Source organism: Terrabacter terrae, assembly GCF_039529575.1.
Taxonomy (GTDB): Bacteria; Actinomycetota; Actinomycetes; order Actinomycetales; family Dermatophilaceae; genus Terrabacter; species Terrabacter terrae.
Window position 1 is genome coordinate 293350 of the sequence record NZ_BAAANB010000001.1, and the last position, 20054, is coordinate 313403.

Sequence of the window (20054 nt, forward strand, 5' to 3'; positions counted from 1 at the left end):
GCTGCGTCAGCCCAGGTGTGCGGCGTCGATCGCCGACTGGAGGCTCTGCTGGTAGGCCTCGCTGGTGTAGGTCGCGCCGCTGACGACGTCGATCTGCGCGGACTGCTTGTCGAGCGCTTCCTGGCGCAGGGTGGGCGCAGCGTCGGCGCTGATGGACACCGACGTGCCGGAGCTGTCGGTCAGCTTCAGGGCGTGGACGTTGGTGATCTTCTTGCCCTGGAACGTGATGCGCACCTGGACCGAGCCGTACTGCGTGTCGACGACGGCGCCGTCGACCGACCCGGACCGCGGGGCGGCGGACTTCGTCGACGTCGTGGACTTCGACGACGAGGGCTGCGGTGGGGCGCCGGCGACGGGCGTGCCGGCCCTGGCGGGCGTGGCGACGTGGATGCCGTTGACCGCGTGGTGCTTCGGGGCCAGGCCGCTGGCCCAGGAGGCGCCGACCGTGACGATGCCGGCGAGGCCGACGACGACTGCTGTGGTCTTCCTCACCAGGAGAACCTCTCGTCGTGGATGTGGGTCTTGGGGATGCCGCCCTCGCGGAGGCTGTGGTGGACGAGGTCCATCCACGTGCCGGGGCCGCAGACGTACGCCTCGTGGCGGGCGAGGTCGGGCACGAGCCCCGCGAGCCGCCTTGCGTCCGAGGGCTGCTCGCCCTTCCGTCGGGTGGAGCCGGCCGGCAGCCAGGAGCCCTGGACGGGCGGCCCGACGAGCAGGAGCAGCCGGTGGCCGCCGACCTCGGCGAGGTGCTCGAGCTCGTGGCGCAGGGCCAGCTCGGCCTCGGTGTTGGCGCGGTAGACGACGGTGACGTCGCCGGGGCCGGCGTGGCCGTGGCGGACGAGCTCCTCGAGGATGGAGCGCACGGGGGTGACGCCGATCCCGGCGGCGAGCAGCAGGACGCGGCGGCGCACGCGGTTGCGGGACGTGAAGGCGCCGTAGGGGCCCTCGAAGAGCACCCGCGTGCCGGGGCGCAGCCCCGCGAGGCGGCTCGAGTGGTCGCCGAGGTCGCGGACCGTGATGCGCAGGTGCCGGCCGTCCGGGGCGCTCGACAGCGACCACGGGTGGGCGCTCGCGAACAGGCGCGGGCTGAGGAAGCGCCAGTTGAGGTACTGCCCGGCGCGCACCGGCAGCCGGTCGAGGTCGCGCCCGGTCATCCGGACCGACCACACGCCGGGGCTCTCCTCGACGACGTCGCTGACGCGCAGGCCGTGGCGCAGGCTGCGGGCGACCGGCACGAGCAGGCGCCACCACACGACGCTGGCGGCGACGAGGACGAAGAGCGTCCACCAGTAGGTGCGCGCCCACGCGGAGGCGGTGAAGTCCGAGCCCATCGAGAGCTCGTGGGGCACGGCGAGGACGACGGCGGCATACGAGGTGAGGTGCACGACGTGCCACCACTCGTAGGACGCCTTCCGGCGCGCGATGCTGACGGACGTCACCGCGACGACGACGAGCAGCGCGGTGGCGCCGAAGGCGAAGAGCAGGTCGCTGCCGCCGGTCAGCAGGCGGAAGGTCTCCACGACGGGACCGAACGGCCCGTGGAGGGCGTCGCGGACGGCATACCCGAGGATGATCGCGCCGACGTGCACGAGGACGAGGGGGACCGTGACCCGCCCGAGGATGCGGTGCGCCTTGAGCGCGCGGTCCATCCCGTAGACGCGGTCGACCCACGGCACCCGCGCGGCCAGGAGCAGCTGGATGAGCAGCAGGTCCATGGCGACCAGGCCGGTGAGGCGCCCGACGGCGACGAGCATGGTGCTGCCCGTGCCGGCGACGAGGTCGTGGCTGCCGCCGCCGAGGAGGAACTGGGCCACGACGGCGAGCAGGCTCGCGATCGCCAGGGTCTCGAGGAGGTCTCCGGTGCGGGCCTGCCAGCGGCGGAAGTCCGCTCCGGCGCGCAGGGCGCGACGGACCCGGCTCGGGGTCCCGCGGTGTGGTGCGATGGTGGTGCTCACGTAGACGATCGTCGTGAGGCGATCTCAGAAAGTTATGAGACGGGTCGAGGAGTTTGACCGCATGACCGTGCCGACCTTCCGCCCTCGCCTGCTCCTCGTCGAGGACGACCCGGACCTGTCGCAGATGCTCGCCGAGCTGCTCGACGAGGAGGGGTATGCCGTCACGGCCGTCCGCGACGGACAGGCCGGGCTCCATCGTGGCCTCGTCGACGACTGGGACGTGCTCGTCGTCGACCGGGGGCTGCCCGGCATCGAGGGGGTCGACCTCGTGACGCGGCTGCGCTCGCGGGGGTTGAGGGCGCCCGTGCTGTTCCTGACGGCGCGCGGAACGGTCGCCGACCGGGTGGAGGGGCTGGACGCCGGGGCCCAGGACTACGTCGTCAAGCCGTTCGACGTCGAGGAGGTGCTGGCGCGGCTGCGGGCGCTGCTGCGGCCCGTCGGTGGCGGGGCGAACGAGCTGGCGGTCGGTCCGCGGCGGCTGCTCGTGCGGGAGCAGCGGCTCGTCGGGGACGGCGACGAGGTGATGCTGTCAGGCCGCGAGGCGCGGCTGCTCGAGACGCTGGCGCGGCGCCCGACGCGGGTCTTCACCCGGGACGAGCTGCTCGCGACCGCCTTCGACCACGCCGACACGCTCGGCGCCGTGGACACGTACGTCTACTACCTGCGCCGCAAGCTCGGGAAGTCCGTCATCGAGACCGTCCACGGGGTCGGCTACCGGCTCGGGACGTCGTGATGGCTCCTCGGTCGAGATCGGCCGTGGCGGAACGGGATCCGCTGCAGCAGGCGTCGCGGTCGGTGGCCCTGCGCGTCGGCGCGACGACAGCGCTCGTGGTGCTCGTGGCCATCGTCGGAGCTGCGGTCCTCTTCGACCGGCAGCAACAGTCGGAGGTCCGTGGGCGCACCGAGACGACGGCGCGCACGGCCGACGACGTCGTCGACGCGCCGCCGGGGACGTGGCTCGCGAGGATCTCGGGGCCGACGCACGAGGTGACGCGCACGATGCCTCCCGACCTGGCGGCCGCGGTGGTCGCGACCGGTTCGGACGTGTCGGGGGCGACGAGCTACGACGTCGACGGGCGCACCTGGCCGGCGTGGGTGGACCGCCGCTCGGACGGCACCTACGTCGCCGTCTACGACATCCGGCTGCACTCCGGTGAGGAGCAGCGGCTGGTCGTGTCGACGGCGGTGGCCGGCGGCCTCGGCGTGCTGCTGGCGGCCCTGACCGGACTGCTGGCCGGGCGCCGGGCGGTGCGCCCGCTGGGTGAGGCGATGGAGCTGCAGCGCCAGTTCGTCGCCGACGCCTCGCACGAGCTGCGCACCCCGCTCGCCGTCATCAGCACGCGCGCGCAGCTGCTGCGCCGGCACGTGGCGGCGGACGCGTCCGGTCGGGAGGGTGACCCGGCGGCCGCCCGGCGGCTCGCGGAGGTCGACCAGCTCGTCCACGACACGCAGGCGATGGCCGACGTCGTCTCTGACCTGCTGCTGTCGGCGCAGCTCGAGCACGTCGACGAGGCCGCCGAGAAGGTGGATCTCGCTGGGCTGGCGTCCGAGGTCGTGACGTCCCTCGGGCCGTATGCCGCCGAACGCGGCGTCACGCTCGTCGACGAGGGCGCGAGTGCTGGGGAACGGTGCCTGGTGCAGGGGGTGGCGCCGAGCCTGCGACGCTCGGTGCTGGCCCTCGTCGACAATGCGATCGCGCACTCGGAGCCCGGGTCTCGGGTGGAGGTGCGGTCCTCTGCCGGGGACGGGCTGGTGCGGGTCGACGTCGTCGACCACGGCCACGGCGTGGACGTCGAGGACGTCGAGCGGCTCACCCGGCGCTTCTCCCGCGGCGACGGTGCATCGGGTGGCCGGCGCGTTGGGCTTGGGCTGGCGCTGGTGACGCAGATCGTGCGCTCGCACGGCGGCCGGCTCGACGTCACCGAGACGCCCGGGGGTGGAGCGACCTTCACGCTGGTCATCCCGGCCGCCCACGCCTGACGGAGGTCACCGGTATGCACAGAAGTCGACAGGGAAGGGCCCCGAGCCGTGGCTCGGGGCCCTTCGCGTTCAGCACGTCCAGGTCGCGTCGGCGCGTCGCTCCGACGTGTTCGGTCAGACGACGCAACCGCCCACGGCAATGCTGCCATCGATGGCCTTGATCTGGTCCTGCACCGCGCCGAGCTTCTCCTGCAGGCTCTTTACGGTTGCGGTCTGGGCCGCGATGGCGTCCTTGTTGCTCTTCTTCTGGGCCTGCAGGTCGCGCAGTGTGTCCTGCGCGCTGGTGACCTGCTGGTCGAGCGACGTCAGCTGGGTCTGGAGCGAAGCCAGCTGAGCCTCACTAGCCGTGACCTGTGCGTTGAGCTGGTTCAGCTGGTCCAGCAGTGGAGTGACGCGGCCCTCCAACGCCAGGATGTCTGCCTCGGCAGCCTTGATCTGCGCGTTCACGTCGGCGAGCTCGGCCACGAGAGAGTCCATCTCGCTGTTGAGCGTGGTGATCTCGTTCTGCTTCGACGTCACGGCCGCGTTGGCGTCGTCCACTGCAGCCTGCAGACCCGGCAGCTGAGCCTCGAGGCCGGCGAGCTCCGCCTTCTGGTCGTCGACGGCCTTGGTGGCCGCAGCGAGCGCGTCCTGAGCCTTGAGGAGGTCGACCTTGAGACCGTCGAGCACCGCCTGCTGGTCTGCGATGGCCTGCTTGGCGGCGTCGACGTTGTCCTGGAGGCTGGGGAGCTTGGACTCCAGGTCATCGACGGCCTTCTGCTGCGCGGCGACCTTGTCGTTCGCGTCGTTGACCGCCGACTGCAGCGCCGGCAGCTGGCCCTTGAGCGTGTCGAGCTCGCCCTGCTTGGTGGTGACCGCCTGGTCGGCCGCGGCCACGGCGCTCTGCGCGCTCGGGAGCTGGTCCTTCAGGGTGGTGATCTCGCCCTGCTTGGTCGCCCCGGCCGCCTTGTCGGCGTCGAGCTTCCTCTGGAGAGCGGCGCCCTGCTTCTGCAGGTCGCTGCTCTGGCTCTGCTTGGCGGTCAGCTGCGAGTTCAGGTCCGCCACCTGAGCCTGCAGAGCCGCGAGGTTGCCCTGGTAACCGCTGATCAGCGCAGTCTTGTCCGAGACCTGCTTGTTGACCGTGTCGAGCTGGACCTGGAGAGCATCTCGCTGCGCGGTGAGCTTCTTGCCTTGGCCGTTGTTGGCGTCGGCGATCTGCTGGTTGAGGTCGGCGATCTGGGCCGTCAGGTTCGACTTCTGTGCCTGCAGTCCGGCGAGGTCGCTCTGCGCTTGGGCAAGCTGTGCCTGCACGCCCGCGATTTGGGTGTTGACGTTCGAGATCTGTGTCTGCAGCTTGGCGATGTCAGCGGTGTTCGAAGCGATGGCCGCCTGGATGGCGTCGTACGCGTCCGAGTCGGTCTTCAGGGTCGCCTGCAGGGCAGCGAGCGCGTCCTGCGCCTTGGCGATCTCGGCCTGCTTGGCCGTGACGGCGTCTGCCGCGCTCTTGGCAGCGGCCTGCAGGGTGCCGAGCTCGCCCTGGGCCTTGGTGACCTCGGCCTGCTTGGCGGTGAGGGCGCCTGCGGCGACGGTGGCGTCGGACTGCAGCGACGCGAGGGTCGCCTTGGCGTCGTCCACCTTGGTCTGCTGCGCGTCGAGTTCGGCCTGGGCGGCGGTGCCGCTCTCCTGCAGCTGCGTCAGCGTGGCTTCGGCGTCGGTGACGGCCTGCTCGGCGTCGTGGACGGCGGTGGCTGCGCCAGCGGCGGCGGAGGTCAGGGACGCCAGGTCGGACTGGCCCCGGGTGATCTCGCCCTGCTTCGCCGTCAGGGCGTCGGCGGCAGACGCAGCCGTGGTCTGGAGCGCCGCGAGGTCGGTTGCTGCGTCGGCGATCGCGACCTGCTTGGCGTTGATCTGGGCCTGGACGTTCTGCAGCTGCTGGGAGAGCTCGGCGGACCTCGTCAGCGCTGCGGCCACGTCCGCCTTCAGGTCGCTCAGCTGTGACGCGAAGTCGCCCTGCTGCACCTGCAGCGCATCCAACATCTGCTCGCCGTCAGCGATCGCGCCTGTGACGGTCGCCTGCTGCGCCGTGAGCATGGCGAGCTCGTCCTTGGTGGACTTGATCTGGGCATCGAGGCCTGACTCCTGCGCCTGGAGGTCGGCGAGCTTCTGGTTTGTCTGGTCCACCTGAGCCTGCAGGTCCGTGCTCTGGCCCTGCAGGGCCGTCCGCTGCGCCGTCAGCGCTGCAATGAGGTCCGCGTTCTTCTTCGCCGCGGCCTTGAGCAGGTTCTCCTGGACGCTGCCGCGGTGTGCGAGCTGGTTCACGACGCCGTTGCAGATGCCGCCGGTCGCGGCTGTGGACGTGGTGCCGGCTTGCGCCGGGCTGCCGGCGAGAACCAGGCCGGCGAAGGCGACTGGGATCACCAGGGCCTTGGCGGCTCGACGGGCGTGCGTCGACTGCTTGGCGAAGAACGACTGACCGGTGAACGTGGAACGCGACATCTGTTTATTACTGCCTCTCATCGTGGCAAACCCCTGGTTGAGCTGGCCCCCACGAAAGAGCCTAGGAACCGTGAAGGGTGATTACGACCGTTTTGGCGTTCAACGTGGCAAACGCACCGTTCAAGCGTCTAAACGCCCGAAAGTCGCATTCCGGCGCGGGACTCCTTTACGTCAGGGGGCCTCTTTGGCCCAACCTGCTCGACGAGAACGGGCGCACCACCTACTGGTGGTGCGCCCGTCCGGTCCTACTGGTTGTTGCCTACTGGTTCACCGGAGGCCGATGTTGACGTAGTACGTCTGGCCGTCGTCGAGCGTGACCCCCACTCTCCAGTAGCTGCCGGCCTGCGTCTTGTCGGTCTTCCAGTTGTACTGGTACTGCGTGCCGTCCCAGGTGTACGCCCCGCCCACCGTCTCCGTCGCGGTGTACGCCGCCCCGTTGACCGCGGCCGCCGTGCTGCCGCCCTTGACGGGAGTCAGCCACTTCGGGGCGCTGCCGGCCTGGACGACCTGGCCTGCGGCGTTCTTGAGCTGGAACTTCATCGGGATGCTCTGGCCGGCGTTGAACACGCTGGTCGACAGGCCCGTCTGGTGCGCCGTGTCGTTGACCGGCTGGAGGAACAGCGTGGTGCCGTAGCCGTAGACCACCTTGTAGGTGACCGTGGCGGTACCCGTGTTGCCGGCCTTGTCGGTCGCCGTCGCGGTGTAGGTGAAGGTGCCCACGCCGTTGGCCGTTCCACCGGTCTTGGTGCCCGTGGCGGGCGCGGCCAGTCCGCTGGTGCCGTCCGTTGCGCTTGCCGTGGCGGTCGGGACCGCGCCGACGGTGTAGACGGCGCCGTCCTTGACCCCACCGATGGTGATGCTCGGGGCGACCGTGTCGACGTTAATGCCGTCAAGGGTGGTGGTGCCCTTGTTGCCCGCGTTGTCGACCGCCGTGCCCGTGGCGGTGTTCGCGCCCTGGGCCGACAGCGTTGCGTCGGGCTGGCAGCTCGCGATGCCGCTGACCGAGTCCTTGCAGTCGAACTGCACCGTCACCGGAGCGTTGTACCAGCCGTTGCCGTTCGGGCTCGTCGTGGCCTTGCCGGTGATCGTCGGCGCGGTCTTGTCGACGAGGACCGTCACGGTCTGCGCCGTCTCGGCGTTGCCAGCCTGGTCCACACTCCAGTAGGCGATCTGGTGGGTGCCCTCCTTGGAGACGGTGACTGTGTCCCCGGACTGCTTGGCCCCGCCGTCGACCGTGTAGTAGGTGCCGTCCACGCCCGACAGGTTGTCGTCCGCCGAAAGCTTCACCGTGGCGTCGCTGTTCTGCCAGCCGCCGGGTGCGGTGGCCGTCGTGCGCGGCGCCTTGCGGTCGATCTTGATGCCCGCGACGGTTGCACCTGTGGTGTTGCCGGCCTTGTCGGTCACCGAGGCGCCCGCCGAGAGGTTGTCGCCTTCGCCGGTGATGGTGCTGCTGGTCGGCCTGTCGCCGTCGAGGCCCGAGAGGGCGTCGGAGGCGCTCCACTTGACGGTGACGTCGTCCTTGTACCAACCGTTGCCGTTCGGGACCGTGGTGGCGGTTCCGCTCAGGGTCGGGCCGGTCTTGTCGACGTTGATCTCGCCGATGGTGAACGGGTCGCTCGGGTTGCCTGCCGCGTCGACGGCGGTGCCGCCGGCGCTCTGGGCCTCACCGTCACCCAGCGTCACGGGCGTCGGGCAGGAGATGACGCCCGACAAACCCTCCTGGTCGGCGCAGGTGAACGTCGCCGTGACGTCCGACTTGAACCATCCGTTGGCGTTGGGCTCGGCCGACAGGCTGCCGGTCACCGTGGGCTTCGACTTGTCGATGCTGACCGTTGCCGGGTCGGTGGTGCTGTTACCGGCCTGGTCGACCGCCTTGCCTACGACCGACTGGTTCTGGCCGTCCATTGCGACCTTCTGGTCGCCTGTGCAGCTGGCGATGCCAGAGCCGCCGGTGTTGTCGGTGCAGGTGAAGGTGACGGTGACGTCGCTGTTGTTCCAGCCAGCCTTGTTCGCCTCGGGCGACTGGGTGTGGCTGATGCTCGGCGCCGTCGTGTCGATCTTCACCACGATGTTCTTCTGCGCCTCGACATTGCCCGCGACGTCCACGCTCCACACCTGGAGGGTGTGGAGGCCCTCAGTGTCGATGGTGACGCTGGTGCCCGTGGCGGCGGGGTCGTTGTCGAGCTGGTAGTACGTAGCCGCGACGCCGGACAGGTTGTCGCCCGCGGTCAGCTTCACGGTGACTGCGCTGTTGCTCCAGTCGGAGACGTCCGACACCGTGGTGCTCGGGGCGTGGCGGTCGATCTTGACCGGGGCGCTTGTGGCCGAGGTGGAGTTGCCCGCCAGGTCGCTCACCGAGGCGCTGGCCGTGAGGCCCTCGCCCTCGCCGGTGATCACGCTGTCGGACGGAGCCGCTCCAGCGCCGATGCCCGACATCGTGTCGGCCGCGGTCCAGTGAACTGTGACGTCGCTCTTGTACCAGTGAGCGCCGTTCGGGTCCGTGGTCGGTACCCCGCTCAAGGTGGGAGCGCTCTTGTCGACGTTTATCCCGCGCACCGTGGCGTCGGCGGTGTTGCCGGCGTCGTCAGTCGCGGTGCCCTTGGCCGTCTGCGCCTTGCCCTCGCCCAACGTGACAGGCGACGAGCAGTCTGCGATCCCGGAAAGGGCGTCCTTGCATGCGTAGCTGATGGTGACGTTCCCGGCGTACCAGCCGTTGTTGTTCGGGTCGCGGTCGGCCTTGCCGGTGATGGTCGGCTTGACCGTGTCGATGCTGACCGTGGCGTTGTCGACCTGGGTGTTGCCCGCGTTGTCCACGGCGGTGCCGGGGACTGCCTGGTCCTGGCCGTCGGTCGAGACCTTGGCGTCTGCCGGACAGGTGGCCACGCCGGAGAGCTTGTCGTCGCACTGGTACGCGACGGTTACCGGAGTGTTGTTCCAGCCCTTGGCGTTCGGGGCCGGGGCGACAGTGTGGTCGATGGTCGGCTTGGTGAGGTCGACCTTGACCGTGGCGGTCTTGGCCTCCTCGACGTTGCCGGCCTTGTCGACGCTCCAGTACTTCAGCGCGTGCACGCCCTCGGTGCTGATGGTGAGCGACGTGCCGCTGGTCACGTTCTTGTCGTCGACCTGGTAGTACGTGGCGGCAATACCGGAGAGCCCGTCGCTCGCGTCGAGGCTCACCGTGACGGCGCTGTTGTTCCAGCCGGCCGGTGCGTTTGCGCCGGTAACCGGGGCGTGGCGGTCGATGTTGACCACAGCGCTGTCGGCCGTGGTGCTGTTGCCGGCCAAGTCTGCCACCGTTGCGGTGGCCTTGAGGCCCTCGCCCTCGCCGGTGATGGTGCTGTCGGCAGGAGCCTCGGCAACGCCGGAGCGGTCGTCGCCGGCCACCCACTTGACCGTGACGTCGTCGTTGTACCAACCGTTGGGGTTCGGCTTGTAGGCGGGTGCTCCGCCCAGGGTGGGTGCTGTCTCGTCGACGTTGATGCCACCGACGGTGGCGCTGTCCGAGTTGCCGGCCATGTCGACCGCAGTGCCCTCGAGGGACTGGTTGCTGCCCTCACCGAACGTCTGGTCCTTCGTCACGCCAGCGAGGCCAGAGCGCTCGTCATCCGCGTCGAAGTGCACGGTGACGTCGGTGTTGTTCCAGCCGAAGTCGTTGGCGGCCGGGGTGCGGCTGCCGCTGATCGTCGGCCTGGTCTTGTCGAGGTTGACGGTGGCCTCGTCCGTCGCCGAGTTGTCGGCGTTGTCCGTTGCCGTGCCGGTGACCTTCTGTGCGGTGACCTCCTTCGTGACCTTCTCGGGGTCCGTGCAGCTCTTGATGCCGGAAAGGCCGGCCTGGTCGGTGCAGGTGAAGGTGACCGTCACGTCGGCGTTGTTCCACCCTGCCCCATTTGCGGCAGGCGAGAACGAGTGCTTGATGGTGGGAGCCGTCTTGTCGATCTTGACGGTGGCCACCTTCCACGCCTCGGCGTTGCCCGCGATGTCAGTCGAGCGGTAGGAGACCGTGTGGGTTCCCTCGGTCGTGAGCTTCACCGCGGTGCCCGTCTGCACCGAGCCGCCGTCGACCGTGTAGACCGTCGACGCAACGCCGGAGAGGCCGTCGGAAGCGTTCAGCTTCAGCTCCAGGCTGTTGTTGATCCAACCTGCAGGAGCGGAAGCCGTGGTGAGCGGCGCGGTCTTGTCGATCTTGACGGGCTCGCTCGTCGACGACGTGACGTTGTCTGCCTTGTCCGAGACAGAGGCCGAGACGGTCTGGCCCTCACCCTCGGTCGAGATGACCGAGTCGGCGGGCTGGTCACCCGCGAGGCCGGAGCCGGCGTCGTCGGCCGACCAGGTCTCGGTGACGTTGGTGTTGTACCAGCCGTTCTCGTTGGGGCTCGTGGTGGGAGCGGCGCTGAGGGTCGGCGGGGTCTTGTCGATGTTGATCCCGCTGACCGTCGTGCTGCTGGGGTTGCCGGCGTTGTCGGTCGCCGTGCCCGTGACGCTCTGGTCTTTGCCTCCGGTGAGGTGCTGGGGGCCGGTCACGGTGTCGATGCCGGACCCGTTGTCGGTCCCCTTGAAGGAGACGGTGACGTCGTCCTTGTACCACCCGGCGGCGTTCGCCGGCCGGTCGGTGGCGCCCGTGATGGTCGGGGCCGTCTTGTCGATGTTGACCGTGGCGGTGGCGTCGGTGCCGTTGCCGGCGTTGTCGGTCGCCGTGCCCTTGATCTGCTGGCCCCTGCCCTCGGTGGAGACGGTCACCGGAGCGGTGCAGTCCTTGAGGCCCGACAGGTCGGTCTGGTCGTCGCACGCGAAGCTGACCGCGACATCGGTGTTGTTCCAGCCGTTGGTGTTCTGTCCTGGCGACTGGCTCGGCGTGATCGTGGGGGACGACAGGTCGAGCTTCACCGTGAAGCTCTTGGCGTCCTCCTTGTTGCCGGCGCTGTCGATCGAGTAGTAGCTCACGGTGTGGACGCCCTCAGCGCCGATCGTGACGCTGTCGCCCTTCGTCGGTGTGGATGCACCGTCGACGGAGTAGTAGGTGGAGTCGATGTCGGACAGGTTGTCGTTGCCCTTCAGGCCCACGGTGATGGGTCCGTTGACCCAGCCTGACGGCACGCCGGAGGCGGTCGTCGAGGGGGCGGTGCGGTCGATCTGGATGTTGTCGACCGTCGCAGTCGAGGTGTTGCCGGCCTTGTCTCTCACGGAGGCGGAGGCGGACAGGCTGCTGCCCTCTCCCTTCACGACCGTGTCGGCCGGGCAGGCCACGACGCCGGACAGGTTGTCGTCGCAGGTCCAGTGGACCGTGACGTCACCGGTGAACCAGCCGTTGGCGTTCGGAGTGCCGACGACGTTGCCCTTGATGGTCGGGTCGGTCTTGTCGACGCTGATCGACGGGGTGGTCACCGAGGCGTCGTTGCCGGCGGCGTCGGTCGCCGTTGCGGTGGCCGTCTGGTTTGCCCCCTCGCCGAACGTGTGCGCCTTGTCCTGGGTCTTGACGCCGGAGAGGCCGTCGGTCGCAGTGAAGGTCGCGGTAACGTCGGTGTTGTACCAGCTGTTGTCGTTGGCCTTGGGAAGCGTGTCGACGGTGATGACCGGCTTGGTCTTGTCGATGCTGACCAGAGCCGGGTCGGTCGCGGAGTTGCCCGCGTTGTCCGTGGCGGTTCCGGTGACCTGCTGGCCCGCCGCCTCGGTGCTCACCGTCTGCGCTGATGTGCAGCTGGCGATGCCCGAGACCGCGTCGGAGCAGGTGAAGGTGATCTTGACGTCGGTGTTGTTCCAGCCGTCGTCGTTGGCCGCAGGGGCCTGGGTGTGGCCGATGGTGGGCGAGGTCTTGTCGATGCCGAAGCTGACCGTGTGGGCGGCCTCAGTGTTGCCGGCGTTGTCAACGCTCCAGAACTTCAGCGTGTGGTTGCCCTCGGCGGTGACCGGGATGCTTGTTCCGGTCTGCTGGATGCCGCCGTCCAGCACGTAGTACGTCTTGCCCACTCCGGAGAGTGCGTCGTTCGCGACAAGGGTCAGCGTGACGTCGCTCTTGTTCCAGGCCGGCGGAGCCGTCACCGTGGTGGTTGGCGCAGTTCGGTCGATCTTGACCGGGGCGCTCTGTGCGGTCGTCGAGTTGCCGGCTTTGTCCGTGGCGATGGCGCTCGCGGTGAGGTCCTGCCCCTCGCCGCCGATAGTGCTGTTGGCGGGGTTAGATGTGCCCGACACGGCGTCAGTGGCGGTCCAAGACACAGTGACGTCGCCGTTGTACCAGCCGTTGGCACCGGCATTCGTGGTCGGCTTGCCCGACAGCGTCGGCGCGACCTGGTCGATGTTGATGCCACTGACCGTGGTGCTCGCGGTGTTGTCCGCGTTGTCCGTGACGGTGCCGGTGACCGACTGGTTCCCGCCGTCGGTGCTGAGGGTCACGGGGGCGCTCGAGGACTTCACGCCGGAGGTGGCGTCAGTCGGGGTGAAGGACACGGTGACCGGCGTCTTGTTCCAGCCGTTGCTGTTCGGAGCCGGGGTTGCCGAGCCGACGATGGTGGGCGCAGTCTTGTCGAACTTGACCTGGACCGATGCGGTGCCGGTGTTGCCGACGTTGTCGGTAACGGTGGCGGCCTTGGTGACGGTGCCGTCCGTGCTGACGGTGTCCGTCGTCGGGGTGACGGTCTTGACGCCCGAACCGCCGGTGTCGGCACCGGTCCAGGTCACCGTGACGTCGGACTTGTTCCAGCCGGCGCCGTTGGGCGCTGGGCTGACAGCTCCGGTGGCAGTAGGCGCGGTGTTGTCCAGCGTGTAGGCAGCGGACTGCACGCCGAACGTCTCGTTCTGGTTCGCGACGCAGTTGCCGTTGCCATTCACGTTCCGCCATGCCTTGAACGTGTAGGCCACCACACCGTCCCCGCTGCCGGCAGTGAGCCAGCTGTACGAAGGGCCGCTGAAGGTCCAGGTGTTGGAGTTGCTCCCGGACTTGGTTGCGACGGTGTTGCCGTTGCCATCAATGACATCGACACAACGGGTGTTCCCATCGGTGTTGACAGTCAGGCTGAGCACGGCGCCCTGCTTGGCATACACCTTGCCGTTGGCATCCGTATAGGAGCCGCCGCTGAAGCTGGCCGAGGTGACTGACGCGGCATACGCATGGACGCTGGCCCCGGTGGACAGCATCGTGATGGTGGCAGCCGAGGCAGCCAGAAGCCTTCTTCCAGGCATGGATGGGTTCCTCCCCTAAATGGTCGACGGCCTCGCCCCCGCGAGTCGACGTGAATGAAATTAAGCGCTCAGAGCGGCTCTTGTCCGGTGAATCAGCATTCGCCGGGATACCTTGCGGAAAGCCATATCCGAAATGTCAGTTTTGGGTGAAAAGGATGCTTTGGGGCTCTTCAGAGCGTCAGCTTCACGAGGGCTGTGCCGAGCGCTGCCGCCGCCGCGAGCGTGAGCTCGGTGGCTCCGATCAGCACCACCGGCCCGTCCTGACGTCCCGACTCCGGGTCGACCGACATGCACAGCTGTGCGTGCAGGCCGTCGACGACGGGCAGCGGCTTCCCAACGTGCACCCAGTCCTCCTCGCCCTGGTGGACACCGTGCTCGGTGACGCACCAGGAAGGGCAGCGCCAGGCGGAGTCGGAACCGACCCCCGATGCAGCCGTTCGTCCCGACTTCGCCATGGCACCTCCCCTTTGAACGACCTCGGCCGCGTTTCGACAATCCCCTCCGATGGCGAGTCCACGGCCGGGTGTATCCCGAAGAAAAGGTTACGAAGGGACGAGGAGTGCGAATGCCAATTTGCCGTTCAATCAGGCAAACGCGGAGTTCAACTCCCTAAACGGCGTCTACTCCGCAGACCAGCCTCATTCGTCGCGCAGGAGCCTGAAGGCGCTCTCGCGGTCCTTGACCCGCAGCTTCTTCAGCACGGAGGACACGTGCACACGCACGGTCGTGGGCGAGAGGAAGAGACGCTGCGACACCTTCTCGGTGGACAGGCCCTCGCCGAGGAGCTGCATGACCTCCCACTCGCGGGCGCTCAGCTTGGCGGCCGCCACGCTGCGGCGCGCGAAGCGTCGCTTTGCCGGCGCGCGGAACTCGTCCATGATCCGAGCCACGAGCCGCGGCGGCATGGCGGCCTCACCGTCGAGGACGCCACGGAGCTTGTCCGCCAGGGTCGCCGGGTCGGTGTCCTTGAGCAGGTAGCCCGACGCTCCGGCCCGCAGCGAGTCGAAGAGGTCGTCGTCCTCCGCCGACTGGGTCAGCATGACGACAGCCACCTCAGGCGCGGCCTTCGTGATGTCCCGCGCAGCCTGTATGCCGTTGCCGGGCATGTGGATGTCGAGCAGCGCCACGTCGGGGCGGTGCTCCACCGCCAGCCGCACGGCGTCCCCGGCGGACGCCCCTTCGCCGAGGATGTCGCAGCCGCTGGCCTCCAGCGCAGCACGGACACGCCCGCGGATGCGGGCGTGGTCGTCGGCGATCACGATGCGCAGGCTCACCAGGTCACCGCCACCGTCGTGCCGCGCCCCGGGACGGAGTCGATGTTGACCGACCCGCGCAGGGCGGAGGCGCGCTCCTCCATGCTGGTCAGGCCGTAGCCGGTCGTGTTGCGCTTGACGGTCGCCGGGTCGAAGCCCTGACCCTCGTCCAGCACGAGCAGCCGGCGCCGGTGCTGGTCGCGCTCGAGCCGGAGCCGCACCCGCTCGGTGCGGCCGTGCCGGATGGCGTTGGAGACCGCCTCCCGGGTGATCCGGACGAGGGCGTGCCGCTGCTCGTCGTCCGCGTGCACGGAGTCGTCGAGCTCGACCTCGAGGCTCGCGTTGTATCGGTCGGCGACCTGCCGCGCGGCGCGGTGCAGGACGAAGCCGAGCGGCTCGTCGGTGCTGCGTCCGAGTGCGTCGATGGCGGCGCGGGCCTCGTCGAGCGCACGGTCGCACGCGGCGACCATTCGCTCGCGGTCCTCCGGGTCACCCACTGCCGTATGCGTTTCCACGCGGATGTACGCGAGCTCCTGCACGACGCCGTCGTGCAGCTCACGAGCGAGCCGGCGGCGGTCCTCGAGGACGGCGGCGCGGGCTTGAGCAGACCAGTAGCGGCTGATCTCGCGGGCGGCGCCGACGAGGAGGACGGCATACGAGCCCGTGCGCAGCAGGTCGCCGGTGTAGAGCCAGTCGCTGTAGAGCGAGGGGAAGAGCAGGTAGTTGAGGCGGGCGAAGGCCGCGAGCCCGAAGGCGGGGCCGAGCCACCGGAGCAGCTCGTCCTGGCCTCGTGAGCGCTGGGCGGCCTTGCAGGCGAAGAGGACCGACGCGACGGCGAAGCACACCGCGGTGAGGCCGTGGGCGACGAGGAGGGCCGGGTGGCCGGTGATGACGGGGTGCTCGGCCGACACGGGCGGCGTCGCGGCCAGCGGGACGGGCAGCGAGCCGCGCAGCAGGTAGGTGAGCAGGAGGCCGAGTGCGACGGTCGCCCAGGGAAGGGCCGTGAGCACGCGAGCCCAGCCGTCGGGGACCCGGCGGACGCCCACCACGGACGCGGTGAGGACCATCAGGGCGCCGACGACACGGATCGCGACGGGGAGCCAGACGTCGGCGCGGCCGTCCTCGAGGCCGAGCAGGTGCAGGCCGAGGGCCATGCCGATCCCGCCCACAGCGAGGAGCAGCAGTCCGCCGGCGAGCAAGAGGTCCTGGAGGCGGCCGCTGCGCCGGTAGCGGCCCCAGATCAGAAAGGCGACCAAGAGCGCGACGCCGGTGTCGGCGGAGTCAAGGACCAGGTGCAGCTGCGGGTCGTGGTAGGCGAAGAGCAGGTACGGCGTGCCGAGGATGGCCGCCGTGACGGCGATGCCGGCGGCCCAGCCGGCAACGGTCGGGAGTATGCGTGTGGCGACCACCCCACGGCCCGGTCGGCTGCGACCGGGCGCCACCAGCTGCGCCATGCTCGGAGTGTAAAAGCACCCTCTGTCCCAGATGGGTCATTCGACGTGATCAGGTCTACAAACGGTAAAGAAGGGCGTTCGCGGTATCGGGACACAACGGGATCAGAGGGGCAAAAGGACGGGCGCACCACCTTTCGGTGATGCGCCCGCCGTTGTGACTGGTCCGACTACTTCAGCTTGAAGAACGCGCTGATGGTCGAGCTGTCCTGTGCGGTCATGGTGACCTGGTAGCAAGCGCCGGCCGTCTTCGGCGTCTGCCAGTTCTGGATGAACTGGCCGCCCGTCGAGTCGTAGCGCAGGGTCGTCCCACCGGTGCTCGTTACCTCGACGTCGTCGGTCGCCGCCGAGGTGAGCGTCCCGCAGCTGACCGACTTCGCCGTGAAGGACTTCACGGCCGAGACGTTCGTCAGCTCCGTCGTTCCGCTGAAGATCTCGAACTTGAGCGGGACGGTTGAGCCGGCCTTGACGGTGTTGACGACGCCGCCCATGTCGACCGGCTGGTAGAAGCCCTTCAGCCCCCACCTGACGACGGTGTAGCTGCGCGTTGCGTGCGACACGTTGCCGGCAGCGTCCGTCGCGGTGGCCGTCAGCGTGTGCGTGCCGATGCCGCCGTCATAGCCGATGACCGAGCACGGCGCCGGTCCGGAGACCAGGTCCGTGGCGACGCACGACGGGGTCGGAACGCTGCCGTACGGGTAGGAGCCGCCAGCCGCCGGGGCGATCCAGGAGATCACCGGGCCGGTGGTGTCCTGCACCTTGACCGAGAACGAGCCGTGGCCGACGTTGCCGTGCGCGTCGGTCGCTGCGCAGGTGACGGCAGTGGTCCCGAGGGGGAAGGTGGAGCCGGAAGCCGGCGCGCAGGTGGAGGTCACAGCTCCGTCGACGATGTCGGTCGCGGAGGCGCTGAACTCGACGACAGCACCGTTCGGTCCGGTGGCCTCGGTCGTCACATCCTTCGGCACCGTGACCGCGGGAGGCGTCGTGTCCCGCACCGTGGCCGTGAAGGAGCCGGTCGCCACGTTGTGGTGCGCGTCGGTCGCCGTGCAGGTGATCTTGTGGGCACCGAGCGAGAGGACCGTGCCGGTGGCCACGTCGCAGGAGGGCTCGACGGCCCCGTCGACGATGTCCATGGCGGAGGCCACGTAGGTGACAGCGGCGCCGTCCGGACCGGTGGCCTCGACCGCGAAGTCGGCCGGCATGGTCAGCTTCGGAGCCGTCGTGTCCTGAACCGTAACGGCGAAGCTCGTCGTGGCTGCGGGGTTGCCGTGCTTGTCCGTGGCGTTGCAGTTCACCTGGGTCGCGCCCAGCGGGAAGGTGCTGCCGCTGGCCGGCGTGCAGGTCGCCTTGAAGGTGCCGTCGACCAGGTCCTCGGCCTCGGCCGTGTACGTCGCCGTGGCGCCGTCGGGGCCGGTGGCCTCCAGGACCATGTCGGCCGGAACCGTGATGGTCGGCGGCGTCGTGTCCTGGACGGTGACGGTGAAGCCCGCCCTGTCCTCGTTGCCAGCGGCGTCTGTGGCGGAGCAGTGGACGGTCGTCGTGCCCAGCGGGAACGTCGAGCCGGAGGTGGCGTCGCAGACCGGCTTGACCGCACCATCGACGAGGTCCGATGCGGAGACCGCAAAGTCCGCGGCTGCACCGTCGGGGCCGGTGGCCTCGACCGTGATCGGGTCGGGCACGGTCAGGTCAGGTGCCGTCGTGTCTTGGACCGTGACGGTGAACGAGCCGGAGGCCGCGTTACCGGCCTTGTCCGTCGCGGCACAGCGCACCGTTGACTTGCCCAGGGCGAAGGTGCTGCCCGACTTCGGGTCGCAGACCGGCGTGACCGCACCGTCGACGACGTCCGCGGCCGACGCGACGTAGCCGACGGCTGCGCCGTCGGGGCCGGTTGCCTCGGCGGTGATGTCGGTCGGAAGGGACAGGACCGGCGCCTTGGTGTCGCTGACCGTGACCTTGAAGGAAGCCGTGCCGGTGTTGCCGGCGGCATCGGTGGCGGTGCAGCTGACCGTCGTCGTGCCGACGGAGAAGGAGGAGCCGGATGCGGGCATGCATGTGACGTCACGGGATCCGTCGACTGAGTCGGTCGCCGTCGGTTGGTCCCAGCTGACGGCCGTGGACGAACCCGTCGCCTCAACCGAGATGTCGGCAGGAAGGGTGACGACCGGGGGAGTGGTGTCCTTGACCATCACGGTGAACGAGCCAGTCGCCTTATTGCCTGCCGCGTCGGTGGCGGAGCAGGAGACGGTCGTCGTGCCGAGCGGGAACGTGGCGCCGGACGCCGGGTCGCACGTCACTGTGGGGTTGGCTGGCGCCGCGTCGGTGGCGGTGGCGTTGTAGTTCACGACCGCACCTCCGGCGCTGGTCGCCTCGACCGTGAGGGCGGCGGGTAGGTGCAGGGTCGGCGGCGTGACGTCGCACTGGCCTGGGGTCCAGCTGAAGGCGATGGTGTTGGTGCCTGAAACGTCGCCACCGCTCCGGTTGTGGCCCTGGTATGCCAGCTTGGCGCTGCCACTTCCACTCGACGTCTGGGGTGGCAGCGTGAAGGTGACCTTGACCATGTCGGTCGTGAGGGTGTTGGTGGGCGAACTGGCCCAGTTGCTGGGCACGTTCACCGTGTCCTTGTCGAGCTTGGCTGTCAGTGGACTCGACACCGAGTCGATCGCGACTGTGACGGAGGAGTCGTTGGCGAAGACGTTGTCGTCTTTGGTGCCAGGCTGCCCGTTTCGGCGGGCGGCGATGAGAACGTCGAAGGTCGTGGATTGTCCGGAGCAGGCCTTCACCGTGAAGTTGCCGCTGATGGGCTGGAGATTGTCTTGAACGAAGTCGAGACCGTCGGCGTAGGCGATGCCCGCGCCGGCGGCCCCTAGTGTCACGGCTGCCGTCAAGGCAGCCAGAAGCGAGCGAGCTCTCATGCTCGAATGTCCCCTCCTGCAAGAAGTGCCGTTCGTTCCCCCGAGACGGCAATGCACACGTTAGGGCGCTTCTGCAGTTTGGGAGAGGTAATGCAATGAGTTCTTAAAGAAAAAGTAAAAAGTCCATTTCGCACCTTTCTAACGTTATGGGCGATTGGCCTCATATAGATACCGAAGAAGAGGGCGTCGACTCGACGGGATCGTTGGCTCTTGGCTGGTCCAGTGTCTCCTGCTGGAGACCATCGCCGCTCTTTCTGAGCACCACGTCGACCAGGATGGTGACGCCGGCGAGCACGTAGACGGCGGAGAGCAGAGCCTTCCACCAGGGGAAAGCGAGCGACTCGAGGTTGTCGCCCGTGTAAAGCATCCACACGATGGGAAACCAGAACACCAGGAGAACCACGGCTGCCCGGGCGCGCTCTCCGCGGCCGGCAAACACGGCCAAGACGACGACCACCCAGACCCAGTGATGTGTCCACGAAACCGGTGACGCGAGCAGTCCACCGAGAGCTATCCACGCCACGGCCTCCACGTCTGAACCGGGACGGGCGCTGGCGAGACTGCGCCCTGCAGCAAGTGCGCCGAGTCCAGCGCCACAGAGCGCAAGGAGGACTTGCACCGCCAACGGCACCTCGGGGCGCCCAAGCAGACGCAGGGCTGCTGCGAGCAGCGACTGGTTGTGCGTGCCGACGACCGTCTGCGCACCGAACTTGCCTAGTTCCGCGAAGCCGCCTCGCCAATAGGACAGGCTGCTGGAGCCCGAGACCGCGAAACCGATGAGAACACTTCCCAAGAAGCCGCCGCCCGCCCGGGCTGCCGACGACCAGTCCTTCTTGAGCAGGAAGTAGATGACGA

Annotated in this window: 11 protein-coding genes; 2 read left to right on the top strand and 9 right to left on the bottom strand. The window is 68.9% G+C overall.

Annotated elements, in window-relative coordinates:
* Positions 1-6: 6 nt before the first annotated feature.
* Positions 7-492: an FMN-binding protein gene (locus ABD194_RS01430; RefSeq protein ID WP_343986399.1), complete on the bottom strand. Its 486-nt coding sequence runs from the start codon at positions 490-492 to the stop codon at positions 7-9.
* Positions 489-1955, bottom strand: coding sequence for a ferredoxin reductase family protein (locus tag ABD194_RS01435; protein ID WP_343986402.1), 1467 nt, complete (start codon positions 1953-1955; stop codon positions 489-491). Before ABD194_RS01435 ends, ABD194_RS01430 begins: the two co-directional genes overlap by 4 nt.
* Positions 1956-2016: 61 nt before the next feature.
* Between ABD194_RS01435 and ABD194_RS01440 the strand changes: the two genes are divergently transcribed.
* Together ABD194_RS01440 and ABD194_RS01445 are read left to right on the top strand one after the other, a co-directional pair.
* Complete coding sequence (locus ABD194_RS01440) at positions 2017-2688, top strand: response regulator transcription factor (protein ID WP_343986405.1); 672 nt, start codon at positions 2017-2019, stop codon at positions 2686-2688.
* A gap of 23 nt (positions 2689-2711) precedes the next feature.
* Positions 2712-3935: a sensor histidine kinase gene (locus ABD194_RS01445; protein WP_343986407.1), complete on the top strand. Its 1224-nt coding sequence runs from the start codon at positions 2712-2714 to the stop codon at positions 3933-3935.
* Between the two features lie 114 nt (positions 3936-4049).
* Here ABD194_RS01445 and ABD194_RS01450 read toward each other — a convergent pair whose 3' ends face one another.
* From ABD194_RS01450 to ABD194_RS01480, 7 genes are all read right to left on the bottom strand, one after another.
* Entirely contained in the window at positions 4050-6410 is a 2361-nt protein-coding gene (locus tag ABD194_RS01450) for a coiled-coil domain-containing protein (RefSeq protein WP_343986410.1), read from the bottom strand.
* 267 nt (positions 6411-6677) lie between these two features.
* Entirely contained in the window at positions 6678-13583 is a 6906-nt protein-coding gene (locus ABD194_RS01455) for an OmpL47-type beta-barrel domain-containing protein (RefSeq protein WP_343986413.1), read from the bottom strand.
* Positions 13584-13753: 170 nt separating this feature from the next.
* Positions 13754-13927, bottom strand: coding sequence for a hypothetical protein (locus ABD194_RS01460; RefSeq protein WP_343986416.1), 174 nt, complete (start codon positions 13925-13927; stop codon positions 13754-13756).
* 294 nt (positions 13928-14221) lie between these two features.
* A complete protein-coding gene (locus ABD194_RS01465) occupies positions 14222-14857 on the bottom strand; it encodes a response regulator (protein WP_343986419.1) in 636 nt (211 codons plus the stop codon).
* On the bottom strand, positions 14854-16290 hold the full coding sequence (locus ABD194_RS01470) for a sensor histidine kinase (protein WP_343986422.1): 1437 nt from the start codon (positions 16288-16290) through the stop codon (positions 14854-14856). Before ABD194_RS01470 ends, ABD194_RS01465 begins: the two co-directional genes overlap by 4 nt.
* A gap of 167 nt (positions 16291-16457) precedes the next feature.
* Complete coding sequence (locus ABD194_RS01475) at positions 16458-19199, bottom strand: HYR domain-containing protein (RefSeq protein ID WP_343986425.1); 2742 nt, start codon at positions 19197-19199, stop codon at positions 16458-16460.
* A gap of 160 nt (positions 19200-19359) precedes the next feature.
* Positions 19360-20054: glycosyltransferase 87 family protein (locus ABD194_RS01480; protein WP_343986428.1), on the bottom strand; the 695-nt coding region annotated here is incomplete at its 5' end.